We start from the raw sequence: 24626 nt of genomic DNA on the forward strand, positions 1-24626 counted from the left end.
GGACAACAATAAAAATGAACCCTAGCCTGACTGAATCACCCGCGCTGTCGCGGCGCGGCGTCTTGAAAATCGGCCTGTGCGCCAGCGCTTTCCTGGCGACCGCCGGCCTTGGCGCCAGCCTCAGCGGCTGCTCCAGCAGCACCCCCGCCAGCGGCTTTGCCATGTTGCACAACAGCGACCTGCCGTTTCTGCGCGCGGTAATCCCGGTGTTGCTGGAAGGGGCGGCCAGCGCTGAGGTCGTGACCGCAGGGATTGAAGACACGCTGAAAAAACTCGATTACAGCCTGCAACACCTGTCGCCGGAGATGTTCAAGCTGACCCAGCAGTTGTTCGATGTGCTGGGCATGGCGGTCACCCGTGGCCCGCTCACCGGCGTCTGGGGCAGTTGGGAAAACGCCAGCAGCGAGCAGATTCGCAACTTCCTGCATCGCTGGGAAAACAGCTTCCTCAACCTGCTGCGCATGGGCCACGGCTCGCTGCTCAAGCTGGTGATCATGGCCTGGTATTTCCGGCCTGAGTCCTGGGCCCATTGCGGGTACCCCGGGCCGCCGAAGATCTAGCCTTGATCACCCAAGCCGGCTCCTACAAGTCATGACGCCTGATAAAAATAAGAGAACAAGCTGATGCCCGTACCTGATGTGTTCCGCGATGGCATGGCCCGCGGCTGGAAAACCCACAATGGCGCCGCCCTTGACCAGGACCTGACCCTGGAGGCCGATGTCGCAATCATCGGCAGCGGCGCGGGCGGTGGCACCACCGCCGAAATCCTCAGCGCAGCGGGCTACAAGGTGCTGCTGATCGAAGAAGGCCCGCTCAAGACCAGCAGCGACTTCAAGCTGCTGGAAGACGAGGCCTACGCCAGCCTGTATCAGGAAGGCATCGGGCGCATGAGCAAGGACGGCGCCATCACCATCCTGCAGGGCCGCGCGGTGGGTGGCACCACGCTGATCAACTGGACGTCGAGTTTTCGCACACCCGACCCGACGTTGTCCCACTGGGCCAGCGAGTACGCGGTCGCGGGTCACAGCAGCGCCGAGATGGCGCCGTGGTTTGAAAAGATGGAGCAACGCCTGGGCATCGCACCCTGGGCCCTGCCACCCAACCCCAACAATGATGTGATCCGCAAAGGCTGCGAAAAGCTCGGCTACAGCTGGCACGTGATCCCACGCAACGTGCGCGGCTGCTTCAACCTGGGCTATTGCGGCATGGGCTGCCCGGTCAACGCCAAGCAATCGATGCTGGTGACCACCATTCCCTCGACCCTGGAGCAAGGCGGCGAGCTGCTGTACCTGGCCCGCGCCGAGCGCCTGAAATTCAGCGGCGACACCATCACCAGCCTCGAATGCGTGGCCATGGACGCACGCTGCGTAGCGCCTACCGGCCGCAAGATCACGGTCAAGGCCAAGCATTACGTGCTGGCCGGCGGCGGTATCAACAGCCCGGCGCTGCTGATGCGCTCCGACGCGCCCGACCCGCATGCACGCCTGGGTAAGCGCACCTTCCTGCATCTGGTGAATTTTTCCGCAGGGCTGTTCGACGAGGTGATCAACCCGTTCTATGGCGCGCCACAGTCGATTTACTCCGACCACTTCCAATGGCAGGACGGCACCACCGGTAAAATGTCCTACAAGCTTGAAGCGCCGCCCTTGCACCCGGCCCTGGCCAGTACATTGTTCGGTGGTTATGGCACGCAGAACGCTCTGGACATGAGTCAGTTGCCCAAGACCCATGCGATGCTCGCGTTGCTGCGGGACGGGTTCCACCCTGATAGCCAGGGCGGCAGCGTCGGCCTGCGGGGCGATGGCACGCCGGTACTCGACTATGAGGTCTCGCCCTATGCCTGGGATGGCCTGCGCCGGGCCTTCCACAGCATGGCCGAAATCCAGTTTGCCGCCGGTGCCAAGTCGGTCAAGCCGCTGCACCATGACGCACGGTACGTCAGCACACTGGCCGAAGCCCGCAGCCTGATTGACGGCCTGAACCTGGAACTGCACCGCACTTGCCTGGGCAGCGCCCACGTGATGGGCGGTTGCGCCATGGGTGAAGAGGCGAAAAACGCCGTGACCGACAGCCTCGGAAGGCATCACCAGTTGCGTAACCTGTCGATCCACGATGGTTCATTGTTCCCCACCAGCATCGGCGCCAACCCACAACTGTCGGTGTATGGCCTGACCGCACAACTGGCGACGGCACTGGCCGAACGCCTGAAAACAGCATGAAAAACCGATGATGGCCCCCCGTAGGAGCGAGCTTGCTCGCGAAGAACCCATAGGCACCGCGGGCTATCTGATAGCGCTGCGTTATCGTTGACGTTCTTCGCGAGCAAGCTCGCTCCTACAGGGGGTTCATAGGGGTATTCGCGGTGTCTATAGTGCTTTCTTCTGAATAAGTTGACTTGGCCGACCGGGATGGCTGCGATACCATCCGGTTCCCCAACGGACTCCGCCAGGACGACGCGATGAACCGAGTGTTGTACCCAGGTACCTTCGACCCGATTACCAAAGGCCATGGCGATCTGGTCGAACGCGCCTCGCGCTTGTTCGACCATGTGATCATCGCGGTCGCTGCCAGCCCCAAGAAAAACCCGCTGTTTCCCCTGGAACAGCGCGTGGAACTGGCGCGCGAGGTCACCAAGCACCTGCCGAACGTTGAAGTAGTGGGCTTTTCGACACTGCTGGCGCACTTCGCCAAGGAACAGAACGCCAATGTGTTCCTGCGCGGCCTGCGCGCAGTGTCGGACTTCGAATACGAATTCCAGCTGGCCAATATGAACCGCCAACTGGCACCGGACGTCGAGAGCCTGTTTCTCACACCGTCGGAGCGTTATTCGTTCATTTCCTCGACATTGGTCCGGGAAATTGCGGCATTGGGCGGTGATATCACCAAGTTTGTGCACCCTGCGGTCGCCGACGCCCTGACCCTACGCTTCAAGAAGTAAGACCGCTTGATCGGCGCCTGCTCGCACTGCGGGCGCCAATGCGGCACAATTGCGCGCATTAGTTTTCAGATGCCTTGGCTCAAGTGCCCTGGCAGGAGTTTCCATGTCCCTGATCATCACCGACGATTGCATCAACTGCGACGTCTGCGAACCCGAGTGCCCGAACGCTGCCATTTCCCAGGGTGAAGAGATCTACGTGATCGACCCCAACCTGTGCACCCAGTGTGTCGGCCACTATGACGAGCCCCAGTGCCAGCAAGTGTGCCCGGTCGATTGCATTCCGCTGGATGAAGCCCGTCCGGAAACAGAAGAGCAGTTGATGGAGAAGTACCGCTTGATTACCGGCAAGGCCTGAAACCTTGTGGTGGCTGGGCGGGCCTTATCGCAGGCAAGCCAGCTCCCATTTGAAGGTATTCACACATCAAAATGTGGGAGCGGGCTTGCCCGCGATGACGGCAACCGCCCTCACACAAAGTCAGCTCTGGCATTTTGGGCAAAACACACTCGCCCGCTGCCCCAGCATCACATTACGCAACTCACTCGCGCAGACCTTGCACGCCTCGCCCCCGCGCCCGTAGACAAACAACTCCTGCTGGAAATACCCCGGCTGCCCGTCGCCGCCAATAAAATCACGCAAGGTTGTACCGCCACGCTCGATGGCAGCCGCAAGAATGCGTTTGATCTCAATCGCCAGCTTCAAATATCGCCCACGAGAAATGCCCTTGGCCTCCCGGCGCGGGTCGATCCCGGCGGCAAACAACGCCTCGGTCGCGTAGATATTGCCCACGCCCACCACCACCGCGTTGTCCATGATGAACGGCTTGACCGCCATGGAGCGCCCACGGGACAGCTGGAACAGGCGCTCGCCATCAAACAGGTCAGTCAACGGCTCTGGCCCCAGGCGCAGCAGCAGTGCGTGGTTATGCGGGTCCTGACTCCAGAGCATCGCGCCAAAGCGCCGTGGGTCGGTGTAGCGCAGGGCCAGGCCTGACTCCAGTTCGATGTCCACATGTTCATGCTTGGCCGCCGGCAGGCCGACTTCCACCAGGCGCAGGTTGCCCGACATGCCCAAGTGGCTGATCAAGGTGCCGACTTCGGCATTGATCAGCAGATACTTGGCGCGACGCTCCACCAGCACGATGCGCTGCCCGGACAGGCGCACGTCCAGGTCCTCGGGAATCGGCCAACGCAGGCGGCGCTCACGCACGATCACCCGGCTGACCCGCTGGCCTTCCAGGTGCGGCGCGATCCCGCGCCGGGTGGTTTCGACTTCTGGCAGCTCAGGCATATTCGTCTCGCGATAGAAAGGTTAGTGCGCGCCCAATTCGCGGATCGACAACTTCAGGTTCTCGAAGTCGTAATCCGACAGGCCCACGTAATCCAGCACCAGATGGCCGATGCTCTCCCATTCATGGTCCACCGTCTGGTTGCCCAGAACCCGATAGGACGCGCAGATATGCTCGGCCATCTTCAGGATCGCCAGCAGGTTTTTCAGTGGGCTGTTGCGCGCCGACTCATCGCTGAAAATCGCCAGGGCATTGTGGTGGTTGGCGATGGCGTTGGTCACATGCTCCGGCAGGCGCCAGGACTTGGCGGTGTAGTAGCCCACCACCGCATGGTTGGTGTGGAACGCGCGGTTCTCGGTATCGACCACCCGGCAGTCGGGGCCCGCTTTGGCGTAGGACTCTTCCAGCACGTTCATATAGTCCGGGAAGCGCTTGAGCATCAGCGGCACGCCACAATCGTGGAACAGGCCCAGGGCGTAGGCTTCATCCACCGCCTGGGAGCCGGTGCGCTTGGCCAGGGTCAGGCAGGTCATTGCCACATCCTGGGCGGTGTCCCAGAACCGGTTGAGGGTGACGATGGTGTCGTCACTCATCTCGCCCTTGATCGACTGGGCATTGATCAGGTTGACGATGGAACGGCTGCCCAGCAGGTTGACCGCCCGCTGGATCGAGGCAATCTTGTTGCTCAGGCCGTAATACGGCGAATTGACGATTTTCAGCAACGAACCGGACAGGCCGGGGTCCTGGGAGATCAACCGAGCGATCACTTCCAGGTCCGGATCGGGCATGTATTGCTCCATCTGCAAATCCACCATGATTTGCGGTTGAGGCGGCACGCTGATGCCTTGCAGGGCCTGTTGGATCTGTTCGGCGGAAAGCTCTTGGGACATAAGTACACACTCTGGGCTAGGCGGCGATTCTAACCTCTATCTCGGTCTTTTGTGGGAGCTGGCTTGCCTGCGATAGCATCAACGCCGTACGTCAGATACACCGCGCCGTCTGCATCGCAGGCAAGCCAGCTCCCACATGAACGGATGCGCAAAGGGTATACTCCCGCTCTTTTTTCCGGAGCGACGTCATGTCCCTGCCAAGCCTGCGTCTCAAAGCCAACGCCGATCGCCGTTTGCGCAACGGCCACCTGTGGGTCTACAGCAACGAAATCGACGTGGCCGCCACCCCACTCCACGGCTTCCAGGCAGGCGACCAGGCTATTCTGGAAGCGGCTGGCGGCAAGACCCTGGGCATCGTGGCCATGAGCCCGAACAACCTGATCTGCGCGCGCCTGCTGTCGCGCGACATCAAGCTGCCTTTGGACAAGTCGCTGCTGGTACATCGCCTGAACGTCGCCCTGTCCCTGCGCGACCGCCTGTTCGACAAGCCGTTCTACCGCCTGGTCTACGGCGATTCCGACCTGTTGCCAGGCCTGGTAGTTGACCGTTTCGGCGACATCCTGGTGGTGCAGATTGCTTCTGCGACCATGGAAGCCCATAAGGACGACGTGATCGCCGCCCTGACCCAGGTGCTCAAGCCGAGCGGCATCCTGTTCAAGAACGACTCCGCCGCGCGCGACGCCGAAGGCCTCAACCGCTACGTCGAAACCGTATTCGGCCTGGTGCCGGAGTGGGTCGCTCTCGAAGAAAACGGCGTGAAGTTCGAAGCCCCGGTGATCCAGGGCCAGAAGACCGGCTGGTTCTACGACCACCGCATGAACCGCGCACGCCTGGCCCCGTATGCCAAAGGCAAACGCGTTCTGGACCTGTACAGCTACATCGGCGGTTGGGGCGTGCAAGCTGCAACGTTCGGCGCCAGTGAAGTGTTCTGCGTCGACGCCTCGGCCTTCGCCCTCGACGGCGTCGAGCGCAACGCCGCGCTGAACGGCGTCGCGGAGAAGATGACCTGCATCGAAGGCGACGTCTTTGAAGCGTTGAAAGAACTGAAAGCCAGCGAAGAACGCTTCGACGTGATCGTCGCCGACCCACCGGCCTTCATCAAACGCAAAAAAGACATGAAGAACGGAGAAGGCGCCTACCGCCGCCTCAACGAGCAAGCCATGCGCCTGCTCAGCAAGGACGGCATCCTCGTCAGCGCCTCGTGCTCCATGCACCTGCCGGAAGACGACCTGCAAAACATCCTGCTGACCAGCGCCCGCCACCTGGACCGCAATATCCAGATGCTGGAGCGTGGCGGCCAGGGCCCGGACCACCCGGTGCACCCCGCGATTGTCGAGACGCGCTACATCAAGAGCATCACCTGCCGGTTGTTGCCCAATAGCTAAGGCTTCACCCACCCCTGTAGGAGCGAGCTTGCTCGCGAAGAACGCCAACGATAACGCAGTGCTACCGGGTAACCTGCGTCGCCTATGCGTTTTTCGCGAGCAAGCTCGCTCCTACAGTGGGCCGGGGCATATTCGGAATCACTGTTTAAACACCCATAGACGCTGGCGCCTCCTACCTTTTCTCTTCTAACCACAGAAGAGGACGAAGGAATGTCCACCTCACAAAATGCGCATCGACTGCGTGCAGGGCGCTATTCAGAGCCTGGAAGAATCTATCTGCTCACCGCCGTGACTCACCAGCGGCAGGCAGTCTTCAAGGACTGGCGTATCGGCCGCCTACTTGCCAGCGAGTTCAGAAGGGCACAGGAAGACGGCGAGGCAACTTCGCTGGCCTGGGTAGTCATGCCTGACCATTTCCATTGGCTGATCGAATTGCATAACGGCGATTTGCCTAGGCTGATGCAAATCACCAAATCGCGAAGTGCCCGCGCCATCAATCAGACGAGACGCTCCTTCGGGACGATCTGGCAAAAAGGTTACTTCGACCGAGCGCTACGCTGGGAAGAGGACTTGAAGGTTGTGGCCCGCTACATGATTGCCAATCCTTTGCGAGCCGGTCTGGTCGAGCATATCGGCCAATACCCGCTGTGGGATGCCATCTGGCTTTGAAACACCCCCTGTAGGAGCGAGCTTGCTCGCGAAGAACGCCAACGATAACGCAGCGCCCCCAGGCAACCTGCGTCGCCGATGGGTTTTTCGCGAGCAAGCTCGCTCCTACAGGAAGACGGTGTAGAATCGACCCTATTCATCGCCAGTCATCCCCCGGCGGGTTTATGAGCTCAAGGCCAATGCGCACGGCGATCCCGTCACGTTTGCGGCAACTTCCGGACACCAGTGCCATTTTTCGGGTGTTCCAGACGTCAATAGAAGCTCACTCCCCTTTTGATTCCTGATTAGCCGCCCGGAGTGCTCCATGCCAGATTACCGCTCGAAAACATCCACCCACGGCCGCAACATGGCCGGCGCGCGCGCACTGTGGCGTGCCACGGGGATGAAGGATGACGACTTCAAGAAGCCGATCATCGCGATTGCCAACTCGTTTACCCAGTTCGTACCGGGCCACGTCCACCTCAAGGACCTGGGCCAACTGGTCGCCCGCGAGATCGAACGTGCTGGCGGCGTGGCCAAGGAATTCAACACCATTGCCGTGGACGACGGCATCGCCATGGGCCATGACGGCATGCTGTATTCCCTGCCGAGCCGCGAGATCATCGCCGACTCCGTGGAATACATGGTCAACGCCCACTGCGCCGACGCCATCGTGTGCATCTCCAACTGCGACAAGATCACCCCCGGCATGCTGATGGCCTCCCTGCGCCTGAACATCCCGGTGATCTTCGTCTCTGGCGGCCCGATGGAAGCCGGCAAGACCAAACTCGCCTCCCACGGCCTCGACCTGGTGGACGCCATGGTCATCGCCGCCGATTCCAGCGCTTCTGACGAGAAGGTCGCGGAATACGAGCGCAGCGCTTGCCCAACCTGCGGTTCGTGCTCCGGCATGTTCACCGCCAACTCGATGAACTGCCTGGTGGAAGCCCTGGGCCTGGCGTTGCCGGGCAACGGTTCTACACTGGCGACCCACAGCGACCGCGAGCAATTATTCCTGCAGGCCGGTCGCACCATCGTCGAGTTGTGCAAGCGTTACTACACCGAGAACGATGAGTCGGTATTGCCGCGCAATATCGCCAACTTCAAGGCGTTCGAAAACGCCATGACCCTGGATATCGCCATGGGCGGTTCCACCAACACCATCCTGCACTTGCTGGCCGCAGCGCAAGAAGCCGAGATCGATTTCGACCTGCGCGATATCGACCGCCTGTCCCGGCATGTACCCCAGCTGTGCAAAGTCGCGCCGAACATCCAGAAGTACCACATGGAAGACGTGCACCGTGCCGGCGGGATCTTCTCGATCTTAGGCTCCCTGGCCCGTGGCGGCCTGCTGCACACCGACCTGCCGACCGTGCACAGCAAGTCCCTGGCCGAGGGCATCGCCAAATGGGACATCACCCAGACTGACGACGAAGCCGTGCACACCTTCTTCAAGGCCGGCCCTGCCGGGATCCCGACCCAGACGGCGTTCAGCCAGTCGACCCGTTGGGAAACCCTGGATGACGACCGTGAAAACGGCTGCATCCGTAGCGTCGAGCATGCCTACTCGCAAGAAGGCGGCCTGGCCGTGCTGTACGGCAACATCGCCCTCGACGGCTGCGTGGTGAAAACCGCCGGCGTGGACGAGTCGATCCATGTGTTCGAAGGTCGCGCCAAGATCTACGAAAGCCAGGACAGCTCGGTACGCGGCATCCTCGCCGACGAAGTGAAAGAAGGCGACATCGTGATCATCCGCTACGAAGGCCCGAAAGGCGGCCCGGGTATGCAGGAAATGCTCTACCCGACGTCGTACCTCAAGTCCAAGGGCCTGGGCAAAGCCTGTGCGCTGCTGACCGACGGTCGCTTCTCCGGCGGTACTTCGGGCCTGTCCATCGGCCACGCTTCGCCAGAAGCCGCTGCCGGCGGCGCGATTGGCCTGGTGCAAGATGGCGACAAGGTGCTGATCGACATTCCAAACCGTTCGATCAACCTGTTGGTCAGCGATGAAGAACTGGCCGCACGCCGGGTCGAGCAGGACAAGAAGGGCTGGAAGCCGGTGGAGAAGCGTCCGCGCAAAGTCACCACCGCGCTGAAGGCTTACGCGCTGCTGGCCACCAGTGCCGACAAGGGTGCGGTACGTAACAAGGCCATGCTCGACGGTCTGTAAGTCCCGCCCATAAAAATGCCCCGCCAGGTGCGGGGCATTTTTTTGCCTGCCTGAATCGCCAAGCCACAGGAGATCAAATGTGGGAGCTGGCTTGCCTGCGATGCGGACACCACGGCGTACCTGATACACCGCGTCGATGCCATCGCTGGCAAGCCAGCTCCTACAGGGTTATTGGATCTCGTCGGGCTTGACGATCACCCAGTTCTTGTCCGCCGTCACCGGCAAGCCTTCCTTGGCCTGGGCCGCAGCGTGTTTGGCGATCATGCCGTTCATTTGCGTCATGTACTTGTCCTTGCGGTTGATCCACAAGTGAATGCCGCCCTTGGCCACGTCCACATCGTGAAACAGCATGTAGCCGTCGCTGGTAGGGGTGTCGCCGCCAACCAGTACCGGCTTTTTCCATTCATCGATGTAGGTGAGGATCGCCGCGTGCTTGCCGGCCATCCAGGTCGCCGGGGTCCACAGGTACGGGGTCAGTTCCAGGCCGAGGTTGGCCTTTTCGTCATACTTGCCGGCCGTGACTTGCTTGCGTGCGGTGGTCAGCTCGCCAGTCTTGCGGTCCTTGAGCAGCAGGCTGACGCCAATCACGTTCTGCGGCTTCACGTTGTAGCCGTACTTGGGATCGGACGCGACCATGCGCACCAGCTCTTCAGAGGCCGCCGTCATCACGTACACGTCGATGCCGTTTTCCATCAGCTTGTTGTACAGCTCGGTCTGGCCGGTGAAGATTTTCGGTGGCTGCACCTCCATGTTCTTCACCACATCGCCTTCGAAGTAGGTGACCGGTACCGGCTTGCCGGAGGCCATCAGCTCATCGACGTAGCCCTTGAGCTCCTTGAGGGTGAAGCCAGCGAACACCTGGGCGACCCACGGATAGCAGACCATGTCGTCCACTTCACACAGGCGATAGTAGTAACTGAACAGACTTTCCTTATGATCGGCGGTGTCTTTGAACGGCATAAGCTTGAGCGACGGGTCGAGACTGTCACGAGTGATCAGGCCCTTGTTCTCCATGTACGGCAGCAGCGATTCTTCGAGGTCGAAGCGGTAGCTGGTGTTGTCCATGTCGAACACCGCGTAGTTACCCTTGTTGGCGTTGGCGGCGATCATCTCATTCAGTTGCTTGGCGGCGGGTGCGGGCCAGTGTTTCAACTCGGTGGCGGCCATGACCTGGCTGGCAAGCCCCAGGCATAGCGCGGCGGCAAACAGTCTCGGCGCGAGCTTCATGTGCGTTTTCTCCCTGAGTGAAAGGCATAAACGCTAACAAATCTGTATGACAACGCCCGCTACACGCACGACCGACGGCGTCCTGATCCCGCCACCCACGTACACAGGAACGTCAACGCCTTATTCCAAAAACGACAGTCGCCATTCCATAACGGTATTAAATCAATATATTTCAAGCTGTTAGGATTTCCGGTTCGCAGTCGCACGCTCATGCGATTGGCAGTCCTTTACCTGGAGCTTCAATGAATCTGCCGCTGATTCTCAACCTGCTGGTGTTCCTCGCATTATTGCTGGGCCTGGCCCAAACCCGCCGTACTCACTGGAGCCTGGCCAAGAAGGTGTTGTTCGCCCTGGTCCTGGGCGTTGCCTTCGGCGTGGCCCTGCACACGATCTACGGCGCTGGCCACCCGGTACTCAAGGCCTCGATCGGCTGGTTCGACCTGGTCGGCAATGGTTATGTGCAACTGTTGCAGATGATCGTGATCCCGCTGGTGTTCGCCTCGATCCTCAGCGCCGTGGCCCGCCTGCACAACGCCGCGTCCCTGGGCAAGATCAGCTTCCTGACCATCGGCACGCTGCTGTTCACCACCGCCATTGCGGCGCTGATCGGTATCGGCCTGACCAACCTGTTCGGCCTTACCGCCGAAGGCCTGGTGGCCGGCACCCAGGAACTGGCGCGCCTGCAAGTGATCCAGAGTGACTACGCGGGCAAGGTCGCCGACCTGAACATCCCGCAGTTGCTGCTGTCGTTCATCCCGCAGAACCCGTTTGCCGACCTGGCCCGGGCCAAGCCGACATCGATTATCAGTGTGGTGATCTTCGCCGCGTTCCTGGGCGTTGCCGCGTTGCAACTGCTCAAGGATGACGTGGAAAAAGGCCAGAAAGTGCTGAACGCCATCGATACCCTGCAAGCCTGGGTGATGCGCCTGGTGCGCCTGGTCATGAAGCTGACCCCCTACGGCGTGCTGGCGTTGATGACCAAAGTGGTCGCCAGCTCCAACCTGCAAGACATCATCAAGCTCGGCAGCTTCGTGCTGGTGTCCTACCTGGCGCTAGGGCTGATGTTTGTAGTCCACGGCCTGCTGCTGTCGCTGGCCGGGATCAACCCGCTGCGCTTCTTCCGCAAGGTGTGGCCGGTGCTGACCTTCGCGTTTACCAGTCGCTCCAGCGCAGCAAGCATCCCATTGAGCATCGAAGCGCAAACCCGTCGCCTGGGCATCCCGCAGTCCATCGCCAGCTTTGCTGCTTCGTTTGGCGCGACGATTGGCCAGAACGGTTGCGCCGGTCTGTATCCGGCGATGTTGGCGGTGATGGTGGCGCCGACCGTGGGCATCAACCCGCTCGACCCATTGTGGATCGCAACATTGGTGGCGATTGTGACCTTGAGCTCGGCCGGTGTGGCAGGCGTGGGCGGCGGTGCGACGTTTGCCGCGCTGATCGTGCTGCCAGCGATGGGCTTGCCGGTGGCGTTGGTGGCGTTGCTGATTTCCGTAGAGCCGCTGATCGACATGGGCCGTACGGCGTTGAACGTCAATGGCTCGATGACGGCGGGGGCGATTACCAGCCAGATCATGCAGCAGACGGATAAAGAATTGCTCAATGCCGATGAGCATCCGGAACTAGCACAGGCATAACTCTGTAAGAGCGAGCTTGCTCGCGAAGACTGTTAACGATGACGCGGGCATACTGAATGGCCGCGTCGCTCTCAGGTTCTTCGCGAGCAAGCTCGCTCCTACAGTTAGGCTTTTTCCCAGACTTCGAAGTTGTACGCCGGCTTGTCGCCTTCTGCCGGATTCTGCACATTCGACACCAACTTCCACTGGTTCAAGTCAAACGCCGGAAACCACGCATCCCCCTCCGGGCTCAACGCAACCCGCGTCAGATACAGGCGATCCGCCTGCTCCAGCCCTTGCGCATACAATTGCGCGCCGCCGATCAGCATCAGCTCATCCACGCCCTGCTCCAACGCCCAGGCCTCGGCCCGCGCAACGGCTGCATCCAGTGAAGGAAAAACTTCCGCACCTTCGAGCATCAGATCGGTCTGACGACTGACCACAATGTTCAAGCGGCCCGGCAACGGTCGCCCCAGGGAATCCCAGGTCTTGCGCCCCATGATGATCGGCTTGCCCAGGGTGGTGGCCTTGAAATATTTGAAATCCCCCGGCAAATGCCAGGGCATGCTGTTGTCGACGCCGATCACGCGGTTTTCACCGAGGGCTGCGATCAGGCTTAAAGGGAGAGTTTTTTTCATGACGACGAGAATACCAGAGGCGCGGGCCAGGGGTTATGCTCCAGGCTCACTGACACAACAGGACGGCGCGTGACTGCACTGAACCCCCTGCAAAAACTCTGGCTGACGGAAACCGTGCGCCTGCGTGAAGAACACGCAGGCGCCCTGGAGGACCAGGAAGCCAATCGCCTGGCCCGCAGTAGCGGCGGCGACCTGCCGACACGCATTCAAAACCGTGCCCTATGGCTGGCCGAGCGCGACGGCCTGAGCGCCGCCCTGCACCATTGGCTGCAAGGTGCGCGCCTGGCGCTGATCGTGCTGATGGTGCTGGCCGTCGTCAGCGGCGCCGGCCTGGCCTTCGCCGCACTGGGCAACGGCCTGACCCCGGTCAATGTGTTCTGGGCCCTGGGCAGCCTGCTGGGCTTGAACCTGATCCTGCTGCTGAGCTGGGCCCTGGGCCTGCTGTTTGCCGGCGACCATAGCGCCAGCCTCGGCCGCCTGTGGTTGTGGCTCAGCGAAAAACTCGCCCGCGATGCCAAGGCCGCGCAACTGGCGCCGGCGTTGTTGTTGCTGCTGCAACGCCACAAGCTCAACCGTTGGGCGGTCGGCGTGCTGGTCAATGGCCTGTGGCTGCTGGCGCTGTGCAGCGCGCTGGTGATCCTGCTGACCTTGATGGCCACCCGGCGCTACGGCTTTGTCTGGGAAACCACCATTCTCGGCGCCGACACCTTTGTCAGCGTGACCCAGGCCCTGGGCAGCCTGCCCGCCCTGCTCGGTTTCAGCGTGCCAACGGTGGAAATGATCCGCGCCAGCGGCGACTCTGCACTCAATATCGAAAGCGCCCGCCAGGCCTGGGCTGCCTGGCTGGTGGGCGTATTGCTGGTCTACGGCCTGCTGCCCCGGCTGGTCCTCGCTCTCCTCTGCCTATGGCGCTGGCAACGCGGGCGTGCCGCCTTGCGCCTGGACCTCAACCTGCCCGGCTACAGCGCGTTGCGTGAAGCCTTGATGCCCAGCAGTGAACGCCTCGGTGTGAACGATGCGGCTCCAGAACAGTTGCACCCAGTCAGCGGCGGGGCCAGCGAGTTGCAAAGCGATGGCGCCCTGCTGGTGGCCATCGAACTCGACGACCAGCACCCGTGGCCACCCAAACTGCCGGCCACGGTCAAGAACGCCGGAATCCTCGACAGCCGCGAGTCGCGCAACAAATTGTTGGAACAATTGACCCGCTTCCCGCCCGCCCGCCTGGTGATCGCCTGTGACCCACGCCGCTCGCCGGATCGCGGCAGCCTGGCGTTGATCGGCGAACTGGCCCGCTGCGCCAGCGCCACCCGTGTCTGGCTGCTGCAAGCACCACCGGGCCAGGCACTGGATGCCGAGCGCCTCGGTGATTGGCACACGGCCTTGCAGCAACTGGGTTTGCCCTTCGCTGATTGCGCACCGCTTACCTGGCTGGAGACTGGTCATGACTAAACCCCTGAAACTGGCGGTGGTCGGCCACACCAACGTCGGCAAGACCTCGCTGCTACGCACCCTGACCCGTGACGTGGGCTTTGGCGAAGTGTCCCACCGCCCCAGTACCACCCGGCATGTCGAGGGCGCGCGCTTGTCGGTCGACGGTGAAGCTTTGCTGGAACTGTACGACACGCCGGGCCTGGAAGATGCCATCGCCCTGCTCGATTACCTCGAACGCCTCGACCGACCGGGCGAGCGTCTCGACGGCCCGGCCCGCCTCGCCCGCTTCCTGGAAGGCAGCGAAGCCCGCCAACGCTTCGAGCAGGAAGCCAAGGTGCTGCGTCAACTGCTCGCGTCCGATGCCGGCCTGTATGTGATCGACGCCCGGGAACCGGTACTGGCCAAATACCGCGACGAGCTGCAAGTGCTGGCCAGTTGCGGCAAGCCACTGCTGCCGGTGCTCAACTTTGTCAGCAGCAGCGACCACCGCGAGCCGGACTGGCGCGAAGCCCTGGCCCGCCTGGGCCTGCATGCGCTGGTGCGGTTTGACAGTGTGGCGCCCCCCGAAGATGGCGAGCGACGGCTGTATGAAAGCCTGGCCCTGTTGCTGGAAAGCTCACGCCCACAGCTGGAACGGCTGATCCTTGATCAAGAGGCTCAACGCCAGGCGCGCCAGCAAAGCGCTGCCCGCCTGATCGCCGAGCTGCTGATCGACTGCGCCGCGTGCCGGCGCAGTGTGGTCACCGAGGATGAACAACAAGCCATCGGCGATCTGCGCAAAGCCGTGCGCCAGCGCGAACAACGTTGCGTCGAAGCCCTGCTCAAGTTGTTCGGTTTCCGCCCGCAAGACGCTGCGGCCAGCGACCTGCCGCTGCTGGACGGGCGTTGGGGCGATGATTTGTTCAACCCCGAAACCCTCAAGCAACTAGGGGTGCGGGTCGGCGGAGGGATTGCAGCAGGAGCCGCGGCCGGCGCCGGTGTGGACTTGCTGGTCGGCGGCCTGACCCTGGGCGCCGCCGCCCTGGCCGGGGCGATTGCCGGCGGCGCGCTGCAAACCGCGCGCAGCTACGGCAGCCGTCTGCTGGGCAAGATCAAGGGCCAGCGCGAGCTGACCGTGGATGACAGCGTGTTGCGCCTGCTGGCCCTGCGCCAACGGCAGTTGCTCAAGGCCCTGAACCTGCGTGGGCATGCGGCGATGCACAGCATCAAGGTCGATACCCCGCAGGACAAGACCTGGCGTGAAGGCAAGCTGCCCGACGCCCTGCACAAGGCGCGCGCCCATCCGCAATGGTCGTCGCTCAACCCTCACCCAAGGTTGAGCCAGGCCGAGCGCCAGGAACAGATCGAAGCCCTGGCCCAGCGCCTGGACGAGGCTTAAGCCGCCAGCAGTTGCCGGGCCTTGGCCTTCAGCACCTCAAGGTCCAGCACCGGCACGTGCATGTCCTTGGCCTGTTCATCCCAGTGGCGCATGCGCAGGCTCACCGCGCACAGCGGATCCTGCTCGAACGCTCGGGCCTCATCGGCCGTCATCACCCCGCCCTGGTAACCCAGGGTACGGCGGCTGGCCTCGCTCAAACGGTCGTAATAGTCCGGCTGGCTGAAGGTCAGGTAGCGCTTGGCCTGTACGTGATATTCCACCAATTTTGCCAGGCGCTCACTGAAGCCGGCGCGCCGCAGATAGTCGGCGCCCAGGCGTTCATGGCTGACTACGCCGTAGCCGCCCATGTTCTCGCCACCCTGGCCGCAGATATGCCCGATATCGTGGAAGAACGCCGCCAGCACCACTTCGTCGTCGAAGCCCTCGGCCATGGCCAATTGCGCGGCCTGGGACATATGCTCGATCTGCGACACCGGCTCGCCAATGTAGTCGGCTGCGCCATGCCGTTCGTACAAGGCAAAGACTTGCGCGATAACGTGTTCAGCTTGCATCACACTTCCCCCCACAGCTCAGTGATATTGCGCTCGGCCATCGCCGGCCCCACGCTCATGCCTACGCCCGTATGCATCAAGGCCACGCTCACGCCATCTGCAGCGCGCAGGAACGAAAACGGCCCCGGCCCACGGGAACCATAGACGCCCTGCCAGCGTTCCACGACCTGAATCTGGCAACCCAGGGTCTGTTCTGCCAGCTCGATCATCCAGTTGTCCACCTGTTCGGCATTGAACGGTGACGGATCGCTGCCGTAATGGTGGGAGTCGCCGATGATCAACTCGCCATACGGTGTCGGGCTGATCAGCAGGTGGATGCCGTGTTCATGCAGGTGCGGCACATCCCGCAGGATCTGCGCCTGCACTGGCGCCGCTTCCGGCAAGTCGGCAAAAGCGCCGTAGTGCACGCAACTCAGGCCTGTCAGCAACGCATGTTGCAGGTTCAGGTCGACCTTGGGCCGGGCACGGAGCATTTGCAGGTGGCAGATCTGCGGGTTGAGTTCGGCGATCTGCTCGGCCAACAGGGTCTGGTAGTCGTGGCCGGAGCAGACAATGATCTGCTCGCCGCGAAAACTCCCGGCGGTGCTGTGCAGTTGGCCGGGTTCGATATCACGCACCAGGGTGGAGAAGTGGAATTCCACCTTGAGTTCGCGGCACAGGTAGTTGATCAGCGCAGGGAGTGCTTCGCGTGAATACAGCTGCTGATCGTCCAGGCCGTGCAAGGCTGCGCGATGATGGCGAAACTGGCCGCCATACAGATCATTCATCGCAGCGCCTTGCAGCAGGTTGACGCGGTAACCGTATTCCTCGGCGCGACCGGCGCAAAACGCTTCCAGCAAGTGTTCTTCAGCTTCGGTGCGGGCAAACAGGTAGGAGCCATTGCGCTTGAGTTGCAGGTTCGCCAGTTGTGCCCATTGCCCCCAGATATCACGGCTTTGCCGGGCCAGGTCGAGCATCGGGCCTGGTGGTTGGCCGGTGACCAGCGCCTGGCCGAAGTTACGCACCGAGGCGCCCAGGGGCGTGGCCGTGCGTTCGAAGACCTTGACCTTGAGGCCGCGCTTGGCGGCGGCGTAAGCGTGGGACAGGCCGAGGATGCCGGCGCCGATGATCAGTAGGTCAGTGTGGTGTGTCATGGTGTTCGCCCCCTGTAGGAGCGAGCTTGCTCGCGAAAAACCTGAGGGCGCAGCGTGCATTCTGACTGCCCGCGTTATCGTTCACGTTCTTCGCGAGCAAGCTCGCTCCTACAGTGTTAGCAACGGTTGAAGTTATTGTTTTTCCGACTTGCCGTCATAGCGCTTGCGCCACTCAGTCAGGATGTTATCGCGGTTTTTCGAGGCCCAGGCAAAGTCGTTCTTGATCAGCCGTTGCTCGTAGTCCGCCGGCAGCTCGGTCTGCGGCTTGGCAATACCCGGCTGGGCCAGGACCGCGAAGTTTTCCTTGTACAGCTCCATCGCAGCAGGGCTTGCAGAGAAGTCGGCGAGTTTCTGCGCCGCTTCCTGATGCGCGGTTCCTTTGATCACGGCGGTGGCTTCAATGTCCCAGCCCAGGCCTTCCTTGGGCAAAACGATATCCAGCGGCGCGCCCTGGCGCTTCAACTGCACCGCTGGGTATTCAAAGGAAATCCCGATCGGGAACTCACCGGAGGCCGCCAACTTGCACGGCTTGGAGCCGGAGTGCACGTACTGGCCGATGTTCTGGTGCAGATCATCCATGTACTGCCAGCCCTGCTTCTCGCCGAAGGTCTGCAACCAGGCGCTGACGTCGAGGAAACCGGTGCCGGACGATGCCGGGTTCGGCATGACGATCTTGCCCTTGTACTCGGGCTTGGTCAGGTCCTGCCAACTGATCGGCTTGCTCAGGCCCTGCTTTTCGGCTTCGACGGTGTTGAAGCAGATAGTCGCGGCCCACACGTCCATGCCGACCCAGGCCGGCGGGTTGGCGGCGTCGCGGTAGTTCTTGCCGATCTTGTCCAGATCCTTGGGTGCGTAGCTTTGCAGCATGCCCTGCTGATCGAGAATCGCCAGGCTGGACGCCGCCAGGCCCCATACCGCGTCAGCTTGCGGGCGGGCTTTTTCCGCCAGCAGCTTGGCAGTGATGATCCCGGTGGAGTCCCGCACCCACTTGATCTCGACGTCCGGGTTGGCCGCTTCGAAGGCTTTTTTGTAGGTCTTCAACTGCTCGGCTTCGAGGGCCGTGTACACGGTCAACTCGGTTTTTGCGGCAAAGGCATTCAGGCTGAACGCGGTGAGCACAGCAGCGGCGAGGGCCAGGGGCTTGAACATGGTGCGTTTCCTTGTGTGGGGCAGAGTTATTGACCGGGCGCGGTTTGGCGCCAGGCCTGGGAGCGGCGCAACAAGCCGCGTGAGGCCCACGCCAGCAGCAGCGAGACGCCGGCTGAAGTGAACAGAATCAAGGTCGACATGGCCGCCGCGCCGCCAACATTGCCGGCGTCGTCCATGTTCAACACGGCGACTGCGGCGAGGATGGTGTCGGGGCTGTAGAGAAAGATCGCCGCCGAGACGGTGGTCATCGCCGAGACAAACAGGTAGCGCAGGATGTCCAACAGCGCCGGCAGGCAGATCGGCACGGTGACCCGCAGATAGTGGCGGTACAACGGCGCCTTGAGCGACAGCGCAGCGGCTTCGAACTCGGCATCGAGTTGGCGCAGGGCAGTCGTGGCGGTCATTTGCGCAGTGGTCAAATAGTGAGCAATGGTGCATACCACCAACAGCGTCATGCTCCCGTAGAGCACATGCAGCGGGTTGCCATTGAGGTTGAAAAAGAACACATAGCCCAGGCCCAGCACCAAGCCCGGTACCGCCATCGGCACAAAACTGAGCATGCGCAGCGCCAGGTTGAGGCCTTTTTGCCCCTTGGTCTTTTCCATCAGGTAAGCGCCGGTGAAGATCAGCACACTGCCGATCAGTGCGGTGCAGATCGCCATGGTCAAACTGTTGCGATAGGCCAGCCAGCCGCCGCCGGCGGTGTCGTTGAACTGGTAGTGGTTGAGCGACAGCGACAGGTTGTACGGCCAGAACTTCACCAGCGACGAATACACCGCCATGCCGAATACCAGCAGCAACACCGCGCAGATCAGCAACACAATCGCCAGGTAGCAACCATCCCGCAGGCGCGACGGCGCCGGCTGGAACACTTGGGCGCGGCCACTCATGGAGTCGCCGTGGCGCCGGCGCAGCCAGGTATCCACCGCGAAACTGAGCAGCGCCGGCAGCAGCAACACCATGCCGATCAGGGCGCCGCGACCGAACTGCTGCTGGCCGACCACCGCCTTGTAGGCTTCCAGCGCCAGCACTTGATAGTCGCCGCCCACCACCACGGGCACGCCGAAGTCGGTAATGGTCAGGGTGAATACCAGGCAGAACGCGGCGAACACGGCCTGACGCGTCGCCGGCCAGGTGATGCTGCGAAACGCCCGGGCCGGGCTGGCGCCCATGCTCGACGCGGCATCGAACAGCCGCGCATCCGCCAGGGACAGCGCCGACAGCAGGATCATCAGCGCATGGGGAAAGGTGTAGATCACTTCACCGAGGACAATGCCCCAGAAGCCGTAGATGTTGTCTGACAGCAGGCCGCGCAACATGCCCTGGTTGCCGAACAGATACACCAGGGCGATGCCCGGCAACATCGAGGGCGCCATCAGCGGCAGCAATGACAGACCACGCCAGAGCGTCTTGCCGGGGATCAGCGTGCGTTGCAGCGCGTAGGCAAACAGATAGGCCAGCGGTACGACGATGGCCGCTACGCTGAGGGAAACCTTGAGGCTATTGCCCAGCAGCCAGTGGAAGTTGGCGCTGGTCAGCAGTTCGCGCGCCGCCACCAGCCCACCGCCCTGCCCGTCTTCAGCGCTGAAGCCGCGCCAGAAGATCGCCAGCAACGGCAACAACACGGCGATGCCCAACAGGCACAGCAGCAGCAACTTGCCGCCCACTACAAAGATGCGGTCGCCGATTTCGGCACGGGAAACCTGGCGAGCCACGCGGTCGGGTATCGGCAGGGTCATGTCAGCGGCCATCTCAGGCAAACACCTGCAGGCTGCGCGGTGGCAGCGCGACCCAGATATCCTGGGCGCCCAGGCGCGGCATGGCTTCCGGCGCCAGTTCGGCGAGCATGGGGTGACCGGGCAACTGGTCCAGCTCGAAACTCATGCGGCAACGGTTGCCGAGGAAGGTGATCTCGCGGACCTTGGCCGGGAACAGGTTTTCTTCATGCACCGGCGGGTTGACGCTGATCGCTTCCGGCCGACAGAACAGGCGGCCCGACGCGGCTTTACCGCAGTCATCGGCCAGGCGCACATTCATCCCACCGACCTGGGCGTGGCTGGCGCTGTTGCGGCTGAACGGCAGCCAGTTGCCCTGGCCGACAAACTCGGCCACGAACGGCGTGGCCGGACGGTCGTAAATCTCTTGAGGAGTGGCGTACTGCTCGACCTTGCCGTTGTTCATCACAGCGATGCGGTCGGCCATCAGCATGGTTTCGTCCTGGTTGTGGGTGACCATCAAGGTGGTGATGCCCAGGCGGCGTTGCAGTTGGCGCAGTTCGGTACACAGGTGCTCGCGCACCCGGGCGTCGAGGGCCGACATCGGTTCATCCAGCAGCAACAGCGACGGGGCCGGCGCCAGGGCGCGGGCCAGGGCGACCCGTTGCTGCTGGCCACCGGACAGTTGGCCGGGGTATTTCTTTTCGCTGCCGGTCAGGCCGACCAGTTCCAGCATCTGCGCCACGCGCTTGCGCACTTCATCGCGGCCGCTGCCGGTCAGACCATAGCCGATGTTGGCCTCGACGCTGAGGTTGGGAAACAGCGCGTAGGACTGGAACAGGATGCCGTAGTCCCGCGCCTGCGGTGCCAGTAGGGAAACATCGCGATCACCCAGGTACAACTCGCCGCTGTCCTGGCGTTCCAGGCCGGCGATGCAGCGCAGCAGAGTGGTCTTGCCACAGCCCGAGGGGCCGAGCAGGCACACCAGTTCACCGGCGTCGACATCCAGGGACACATGGTCCAGGGCGGTAAAGGCGCCAAAGCGCTTCTGGATACCACGCACCTTCATCGGCGCGCCGGGGTTGAGCTGGGCTGTGTTCATGGTGGCACCTCATCAAACTGATGAAGGCCATGCTAGGGAGCAAATGCGTCCCTGTTGTGGCAGGAAGGCAAAAGCGGGTGATAGTGGTATTGGTAGATTTGGGTAGGGTTGCGGAGTTGTGGTGACTGGCCTGGCGTTATCGCGGGCTTGCCTGCGATGGCGATTTCAAAGCCACCAACACCCTCAGAGTGGCGACATTTCCTGCGCCAACCCCAGAAACGCCGCCGGCAGCCGCGCACCTTTGCGCTCCTTGAGGCAATACAGGTACTCCGGAATCTGCGGCGCATTCTCGATGGTCAGCACCCGCAACTGTGGATCATGGGGCACTTCCTGGCGGGCAATGATGCTGATGCCGATATTGCGCAACACCGCCTCGCGGATCGACTCACGGCTGCCGATTTCCAGCAGCGGCCCATAACTCACGCCCGCGCCAGCGAGCATTTCTTCAGTCAGGCGCCGCGTGGTAGAGCCTGCCTCACGCATCAACAAGGTATGCCCGGCCAATGCACTGAGTGGCACATGCTCCAACACCGCCAACGGATGATTGCGATGCACCGCCAGCACCAGCGGGTCGGTACCCAGCACCCGGCGGATCAGGCGAGGATCTTCCAGCAGTTGCGATGAGGCCGCGACGTCCACCCGGTAGTCATCCAGGGCTTCAAGCACCTGCTGGGAGTTGCCGATTTCCACTGAGACTTCCACCTGCGGCAGCCGCTCGCGGAAGGTCTTGACCAGATCGAGGATGTAATAAGGCGCGGTGGCGGCAATTCTCAGGGTGCCCTGGACCTGGCCGCTGTTGCGCAGGAAAAACTCGATATCCGCTTCCTGCTGCAACAACGCCTTGACCATCGGTAACAGCCGCGCGCCCTCGTCGCTGACGGTGAGGCGGCGGCCACCGCGATAGAACAGCTCAACCGAGTACTGGCTTTCCAGATGGCGAATCTGGGTGGTCACCGTGGGCTGGCTCAGGCCGAGTTTTTTCGCCGCCTGGGTAATGCTGCCCAGGCGGGCGACCATGTAAAACGCCTTCAGCTCGGCACTCAGCACACCACCCTCTCATCGACTATTTGCGCAACAGGCGCAGACCATTGAAAACCACCAGCAGGCTCACGCCCATGTCGGCGAAAACTGCCATCCACATAGTGGCCATGCCCAGGAAGGTGACCGCAAGGAAGATCGCCTTGATCACCAGCGCCAGGGCGATGTTCTGCTTGAGGATACTCGACGTTTGTCGCGACAAGCGTATGAATGCCGGAATCTTGCGCAAATCGTCGTCCATCAGCGCCACGTCGGCGGTCTCGATGGCGGTGTCAGTGCCAGCGGCGGCCATGGCAAAGCCAATCTCGGCGCGGGCCAGGGCCGGGGCGTCGTTGATGCCATCGCCGACCATGCCGACCCGGTGGTTTTTGCCGTACAGATCCTCGATGGCCTTGAGCTTGTCGGTGGGCAGCAAATCGCCCTGGGCCTGGTCGATCCCCACCTGGGCGGCAATTGCCTGGGCGGTGTGGGTGTTGTCGCCAGTGAGCATCAGGGTCTTGATGCCCAACTCGTGCAACTGCTGGATGGCTTCGCGGCTGCTGTCCTTGACCGTGTCGGCCACGGCGAACAGCGCCATTGGGCCGGACTTGTCCAACAGCAACACCACGGACTTGCCTTGTTTCTCCAGGGCGAAGAGTTTTTCTTCAAGGGCTGGCGAGCACAGGCCCAGCTCTTCCACCAGGCGGTGGTTGCCCAGGTGATAGACCTCGCCGTTGATTTCGCCACGGACCCCGCGCCCGGCCAGGGCCTCGAAGTTATCCACAGCGAGCAGCGCCAGGTTTTTATCCACAGCCGCGTTGGCGATGGCCAGCGATACCGGGTGATCGGAGCGCCCGGCAAGGCTGGCGGCCAAGGCCGGGGCATTATCATTGGCGGACAGCGCCAGGTAGTCGGTCTGGACCGGCTTGCCATGGGTGATGGTGCCGGTCTTGTCCAGGGCCAGGTAGTCGAGCTTGTAGCCAGCCTCCAGGTACACACCGCCCTTGATCAGGATGCCTTTGCGCGCCGCCGCGGCCAGGCCGCTGACGATGGTCACCGGGGTGGAAATCACCAGGGCGCATGGGCAGGCAACCACCAGCAGCACCAGCGCACGGTAGATCCAGTCGAACCACACCCCGCCCATGAACAGCGGCGGAATAACAGCCACGCCCAAGGCAAACAGGAACACCGCCGGGGTGTAGATTTTCGAGAAGCTGTCGACAAAGCGCTGGGTCGGCGCCCGCGAGCCCTGGGCCTGCTCCACCGCATGGATGATGCGCGCCAGGGTGGAGTTGTTAGCGGCGGCGGTCACCCGGTATTCCAGGGAACCGGCTTGGTTGATGGTGCCGGCGAACACTTTGTCGCCCACGGTCTTTTCAATCGGCAGGCTTTCCCCGGTGATCGGTGCCTGGTCGATGGTGGATTGGCCCGCGGTGACTTCCCCGTCCAGGCCAATGCGCTCACCGGGGCGTACCCGCACGATGGCGCCCAGTTCAATGATTTTGACCTCCTGTTCGACCCAACTACCGTCAGCCAAGCGCACCGTGGCCCGCTCCGGTGTCATCTGCATCAAGCCGCTGATGGCATTACGTGCACGGTCCAGGGACTTGGCTTCGATCAACTCGGCCACGGTGAACAGGAACATCACCATGGCCGCTTCTGGCCACTGGCCGATCAGCACCGCACCGGTAACAGCGATGCTCATCAGCGCATTGATGTTCAGATTGAGGTTCTTCAGGGCAATCCAACCCTTTTTGTAGGTCGTGAGGCCGCCACTGAGGATCGACACCAGCGCCACCAGAGCCACCACCCAAGTCGGCGCGGCGTTGGTGAAATGGATCACCTCCGCTGCCAGCGCGCCGACACCGGACAGGGCCAGCGGCCACCAGGGCTTCTTGGCCGCAGGTTCGGCGGCAGGCGCACCCTCTTCGATCGGATCGGCCTGCATGCCCAAGGACTTGATGGCTTCAATGATCGGCGCGGTGCTCGGCAGGTCGTGGGTCACGCCGAGGATGCGGTTGATCAGGTTGAACTCCAGCTGCTGCACACCGGCCAGCTTGCCCAGTTTGTTCTGGATCAGCGTTTGCTCGGTGGGACAGTCCATGGCTTCGATGCGGAAGGTGCTCAGCCGCGCGTTGGCGCTAGGCGCTTCGGTCAACGTCACCAGGGATGGCGCAGCCGCGCCGGAACAGCAGGAGCCGCCATGATCGTGCTTTTGCACAGGCTGCAGTTTTTCGCCGTGATCATGATCGTGGTCGTGGTCATGCTTATGCGGGGTGTGAATGGAATCGCTCATTGTGTCGCGTCCGTGAAGGTGCCTGTTGCCAAGTAAAGACCCTGTAGCCACTATAGGGTCAA

The 24626-nt window shown here is 62.2% G+C and carries 21 protein-coding genes and 1 pseudogene; 11 read left to right on the forward strand and 11 right to left on the reverse strand.

The window, feature by feature from the left end:
- Window positions 1-14 precede the first annotated feature (14 nt).
- The 4 genes from FJD34_RS14565 to FJD34_RS14580 all read left to right on the forward strand — a co-directional run bounded on the left by FJD34_RS14565 (window position 15) and on the right by FJD34_RS14580 (window position 3293).
- Window positions 15-560 (forward strand): twin-arginine translocation pathway signal protein, encoded by a 546-nt coding sequence (locus tag FJD34_RS14565; RefSeq protein WP_090292330.1) that lies wholly within the window; start codon window positions 15-17, stop codon window positions 558-560.
- A 63-nt stretch (window positions 561-623) separates the two neighbouring features.
- Window positions 624-2219, forward strand: coding sequence for a GMC family oxidoreductase (locus FJD34_RS14570; RefSeq protein ID WP_032858834.1), 1596 nt, complete (start codon window positions 624-626; stop codon window positions 2217-2219).
- A 239-nt stretch (window positions 2220-2458) separates the two neighbouring features.
- Window positions 2459-2938, forward strand: a complete 480-nt coding sequence (gene coaD / locus FJD34_RS14575; RefSeq protein ID WP_003176711.1) for a pantetheine-phosphate adenylyltransferase — start codon at window positions 2459-2461, stop codon at window positions 2936-2938.
- 103 nt (window positions 2939-3041) lie between these two features.
- Complete coding sequence (locus FJD34_RS14580) at window positions 3042-3293, forward strand: YfhL family 4Fe-4S dicluster ferredoxin (RefSeq protein WP_029300613.1); 252 nt, start codon at window positions 3042-3044, stop codon at window positions 3291-3293.
- 120 nt (window positions 3294-3413) lie between these two features.
- Here the strand turns inward: FJD34_RS14580 and mutM are convergent, their stop codons facing one another.
- Together mutM and FJD34_RS14590 are read right to left on the reverse strand one after the other, a co-directional pair.
- Entirely contained in the window at window positions 3414-4226 is an 813-nt protein-coding gene (gene mutM / locus FJD34_RS14585; protein WP_090292332.1) for a bifunctional DNA-formamidopyrimidine glycosylase/DNA-(apurinic or apyrimidinic site) lyase, read from the reverse strand.
- Window positions 4227-4247: 21 nt separating this feature from the next.
- Window positions 4248-5060 carry an HDOD domain-containing protein gene (locus FJD34_RS14590; RefSeq protein WP_174553314.1) on the reverse strand — a complete coding sequence of 271 codons (813 nt, stop codon included), beginning with the start codon at window positions 5058-5060 and terminating at the stop codon, window positions 4248-4250.
- Between the two features lie 242 nt (window positions 5061-5302).
- On the opposite strand from FJD34_RS14590, the gene FJD34_RS14595 reads away from it, so the two are divergent.
- From FJD34_RS14595 to ilvD, 3 genes are all read left to right on the forward strand, one after another.
- Window positions 5303-6499 (forward strand): class I SAM-dependent rRNA methyltransferase, encoded by a 1197-nt coding sequence (locus tag FJD34_RS14595; RefSeq protein ID WP_065942758.1) that lies wholly within the window; start codon window positions 5303-5305, stop codon window positions 6497-6499.
- 210 nt (window positions 6500-6709) lie between these two features.
- On the forward strand, window positions 6710-7168 hold the full coding sequence (locus FJD34_RS14600; protein ID WP_065942759.1) for an REP-associated tyrosine transposase: 459 nt from the start codon (window positions 6710-6712) through the stop codon (window positions 7166-7168).
- Window positions 7169-7472: 304 nt separating this feature from the next.
- Window positions 7473-9314, forward strand: coding sequence for a dihydroxy-acid dehydratase (ilvD, locus tag FJD34_RS14605; protein WP_032858842.1), 1842 nt, complete (start codon window positions 7473-7475; stop codon window positions 9312-9314).
- A gap of 168 nt (window positions 9315-9482) precedes the next feature.
- On the opposite strand, the gene FJD34_RS14615 is transcribed toward ilvD, so the two are convergent.
- Window positions 9483-10541, reverse strand: coding sequence for an HAD family hydrolase (locus FJD34_RS14615; protein ID WP_032858844.1), 1059 nt, complete (start codon window positions 10539-10541; stop codon window positions 9483-9485).
- A 242-nt stretch (window positions 10542-10783) separates the two neighbouring features.
- On the opposite strand from FJD34_RS14615, the gene FJD34_RS14620 reads away from it, so the two are divergent.
- Both FJD34_RS14620 and FJD34_RS28695 read left to right on the forward strand, forming a co-directional pair.
- Window positions 10784-12175: an L-cystine transporter gene (locus FJD34_RS14620; RefSeq protein WP_032858845.1), complete on the forward strand. Its 1392-nt coding sequence runs from the start codon at window positions 10784-10786 to the stop codon at window positions 12173-12175.
- Window positions 12176-12191: 16 nt separating this feature from the next.
- A pseudogene (locus FJD34_RS28695) lies at window positions 12192-12281 on the forward strand (outer membrane lipoprotein carrier protein LolA); the annotation flags it as partial.
- Here the strand turns inward: FJD34_RS28695 and FJD34_RS14625 are convergent.
- Window positions 12280-12792 carry a dihydrofolate reductase gene (locus FJD34_RS14625; protein WP_065942760.1) on the reverse strand — a complete coding sequence of 171 codons (513 nt, stop codon included), beginning with the start codon at window positions 12790-12792 and terminating at the stop codon, window positions 12280-12282. The pseudogene FJD34_RS28695 and the gene FJD34_RS14625 overlap by 2 nt on opposite strands.
- Window positions 12793-12861: 69 nt before the next feature.
- On the opposite strand from FJD34_RS14625, the gene FJD34_RS14630 reads away from it, so the two are divergent.
- Together FJD34_RS14630 and FJD34_RS14635 are read left to right on the forward strand one after the other, a co-directional pair.
- Window positions 12862-14241: a DUF2868 domain-containing protein gene (locus FJD34_RS14630; protein WP_090292334.1), complete on the forward strand. Its 1380-nt coding sequence runs from the start codon at window positions 12862-12864 to the stop codon at window positions 14239-14241.
- Window positions 14234-15601, forward strand: a complete 1368-nt coding sequence (locus tag FJD34_RS14635) for a DUF3482 domain-containing protein (RefSeq protein ID WP_032858848.1) — start codon at window positions 14234-14236, stop codon at window positions 15599-15601. The genes FJD34_RS14630 and FJD34_RS14635 overlap by 8 nt, the downstream gene beginning before the upstream one ends.
- Here the strand turns inward: FJD34_RS14635 and FJD34_RS14640 are convergent.
- The 7 genes from FJD34_RS14640 to FJD34_RS14670 form a co-directional block, all read right to left on the reverse strand.
- The gene (locus FJD34_RS14640) at window positions 15598-16152 is read right to left on the reverse strand and encodes a phosphonate degradation HD-domain oxygenase (RefSeq protein WP_032858849.1); all 555 of its coding nucleotides are present in this window, start codon (window positions 16150-16152) and stop codon (window positions 15598-15600) included. The genes FJD34_RS14635 and FJD34_RS14640 overlap by 4 nt on opposite strands.
- The gene (locus FJD34_RS14645; RefSeq protein WP_032858850.1) at window positions 16152-17285 is read right to left on the reverse strand and encodes a TIGR03364 family FAD-dependent oxidoreductase; all 1134 of its coding nucleotides are present in this window, start codon (window positions 17283-17285) and stop codon (window positions 16152-16154) included. The genes FJD34_RS14640 and FJD34_RS14645 overlap by 1 nt, the downstream gene beginning before the upstream one ends.
- 132 nt (window positions 17286-17417) lie before the next feature.
- Entirely contained in the window at window positions 17418-18434 is a 1017-nt protein-coding gene (locus tag FJD34_RS14650) for a putative 2-aminoethylphosphonate ABC transporter substrate-binding protein (RefSeq protein ID WP_029289369.1), read from the reverse strand.
- Window positions 18435-18460: 26 nt separating this feature from the next.
- Window positions 18461-20185, reverse strand: coding sequence for a putative 2-aminoethylphosphonate ABC transporter permease subunit (locus FJD34_RS14655; protein ID WP_065942327.1), 1725 nt, complete (start codon window positions 20183-20185; stop codon window positions 18461-18463).
- Window position 20186: 1 nt separating this feature from the next.
- Window positions 20187-21251: a putative 2-aminoethylphosphonate ABC transporter ATP-binding protein gene (locus FJD34_RS14660; protein ID WP_090292335.1), complete on the reverse strand. Its 1065-nt coding sequence runs from the start codon at window positions 21249-21251 to the stop codon at window positions 20187-20189.
- 183 nt (window positions 21252-21434) lie between these two features.
- Window positions 21435-22298 (reverse strand): LysR family transcriptional regulator, encoded by an 864-nt coding sequence (locus FJD34_RS14665; RefSeq protein ID WP_065942329.1) that lies wholly within the window; start codon window positions 22296-22298, stop codon window positions 21435-21437.
- A gap of 16 nt (window positions 22299-22314) precedes the next feature.
- A complete protein-coding gene (locus tag FJD34_RS14670) occupies window positions 22315-24564 on the reverse strand; it encodes a heavy metal translocating P-type ATPase (RefSeq protein ID WP_090292338.1) in 2250 nt (749 codons plus the stop codon).
- Window positions 24565-24626: the final 62 nt, after the last annotated feature.

It is taken from the genome of Pseudomonas brenneri (assembly GCF_007858285.1).
GTDB classification, from domain to species: Bacteria; Pseudomonadota; Gammaproteobacteria; order Pseudomonadales; family Pseudomonadaceae; genus Aquipseudomonas; species Aquipseudomonas brenneri.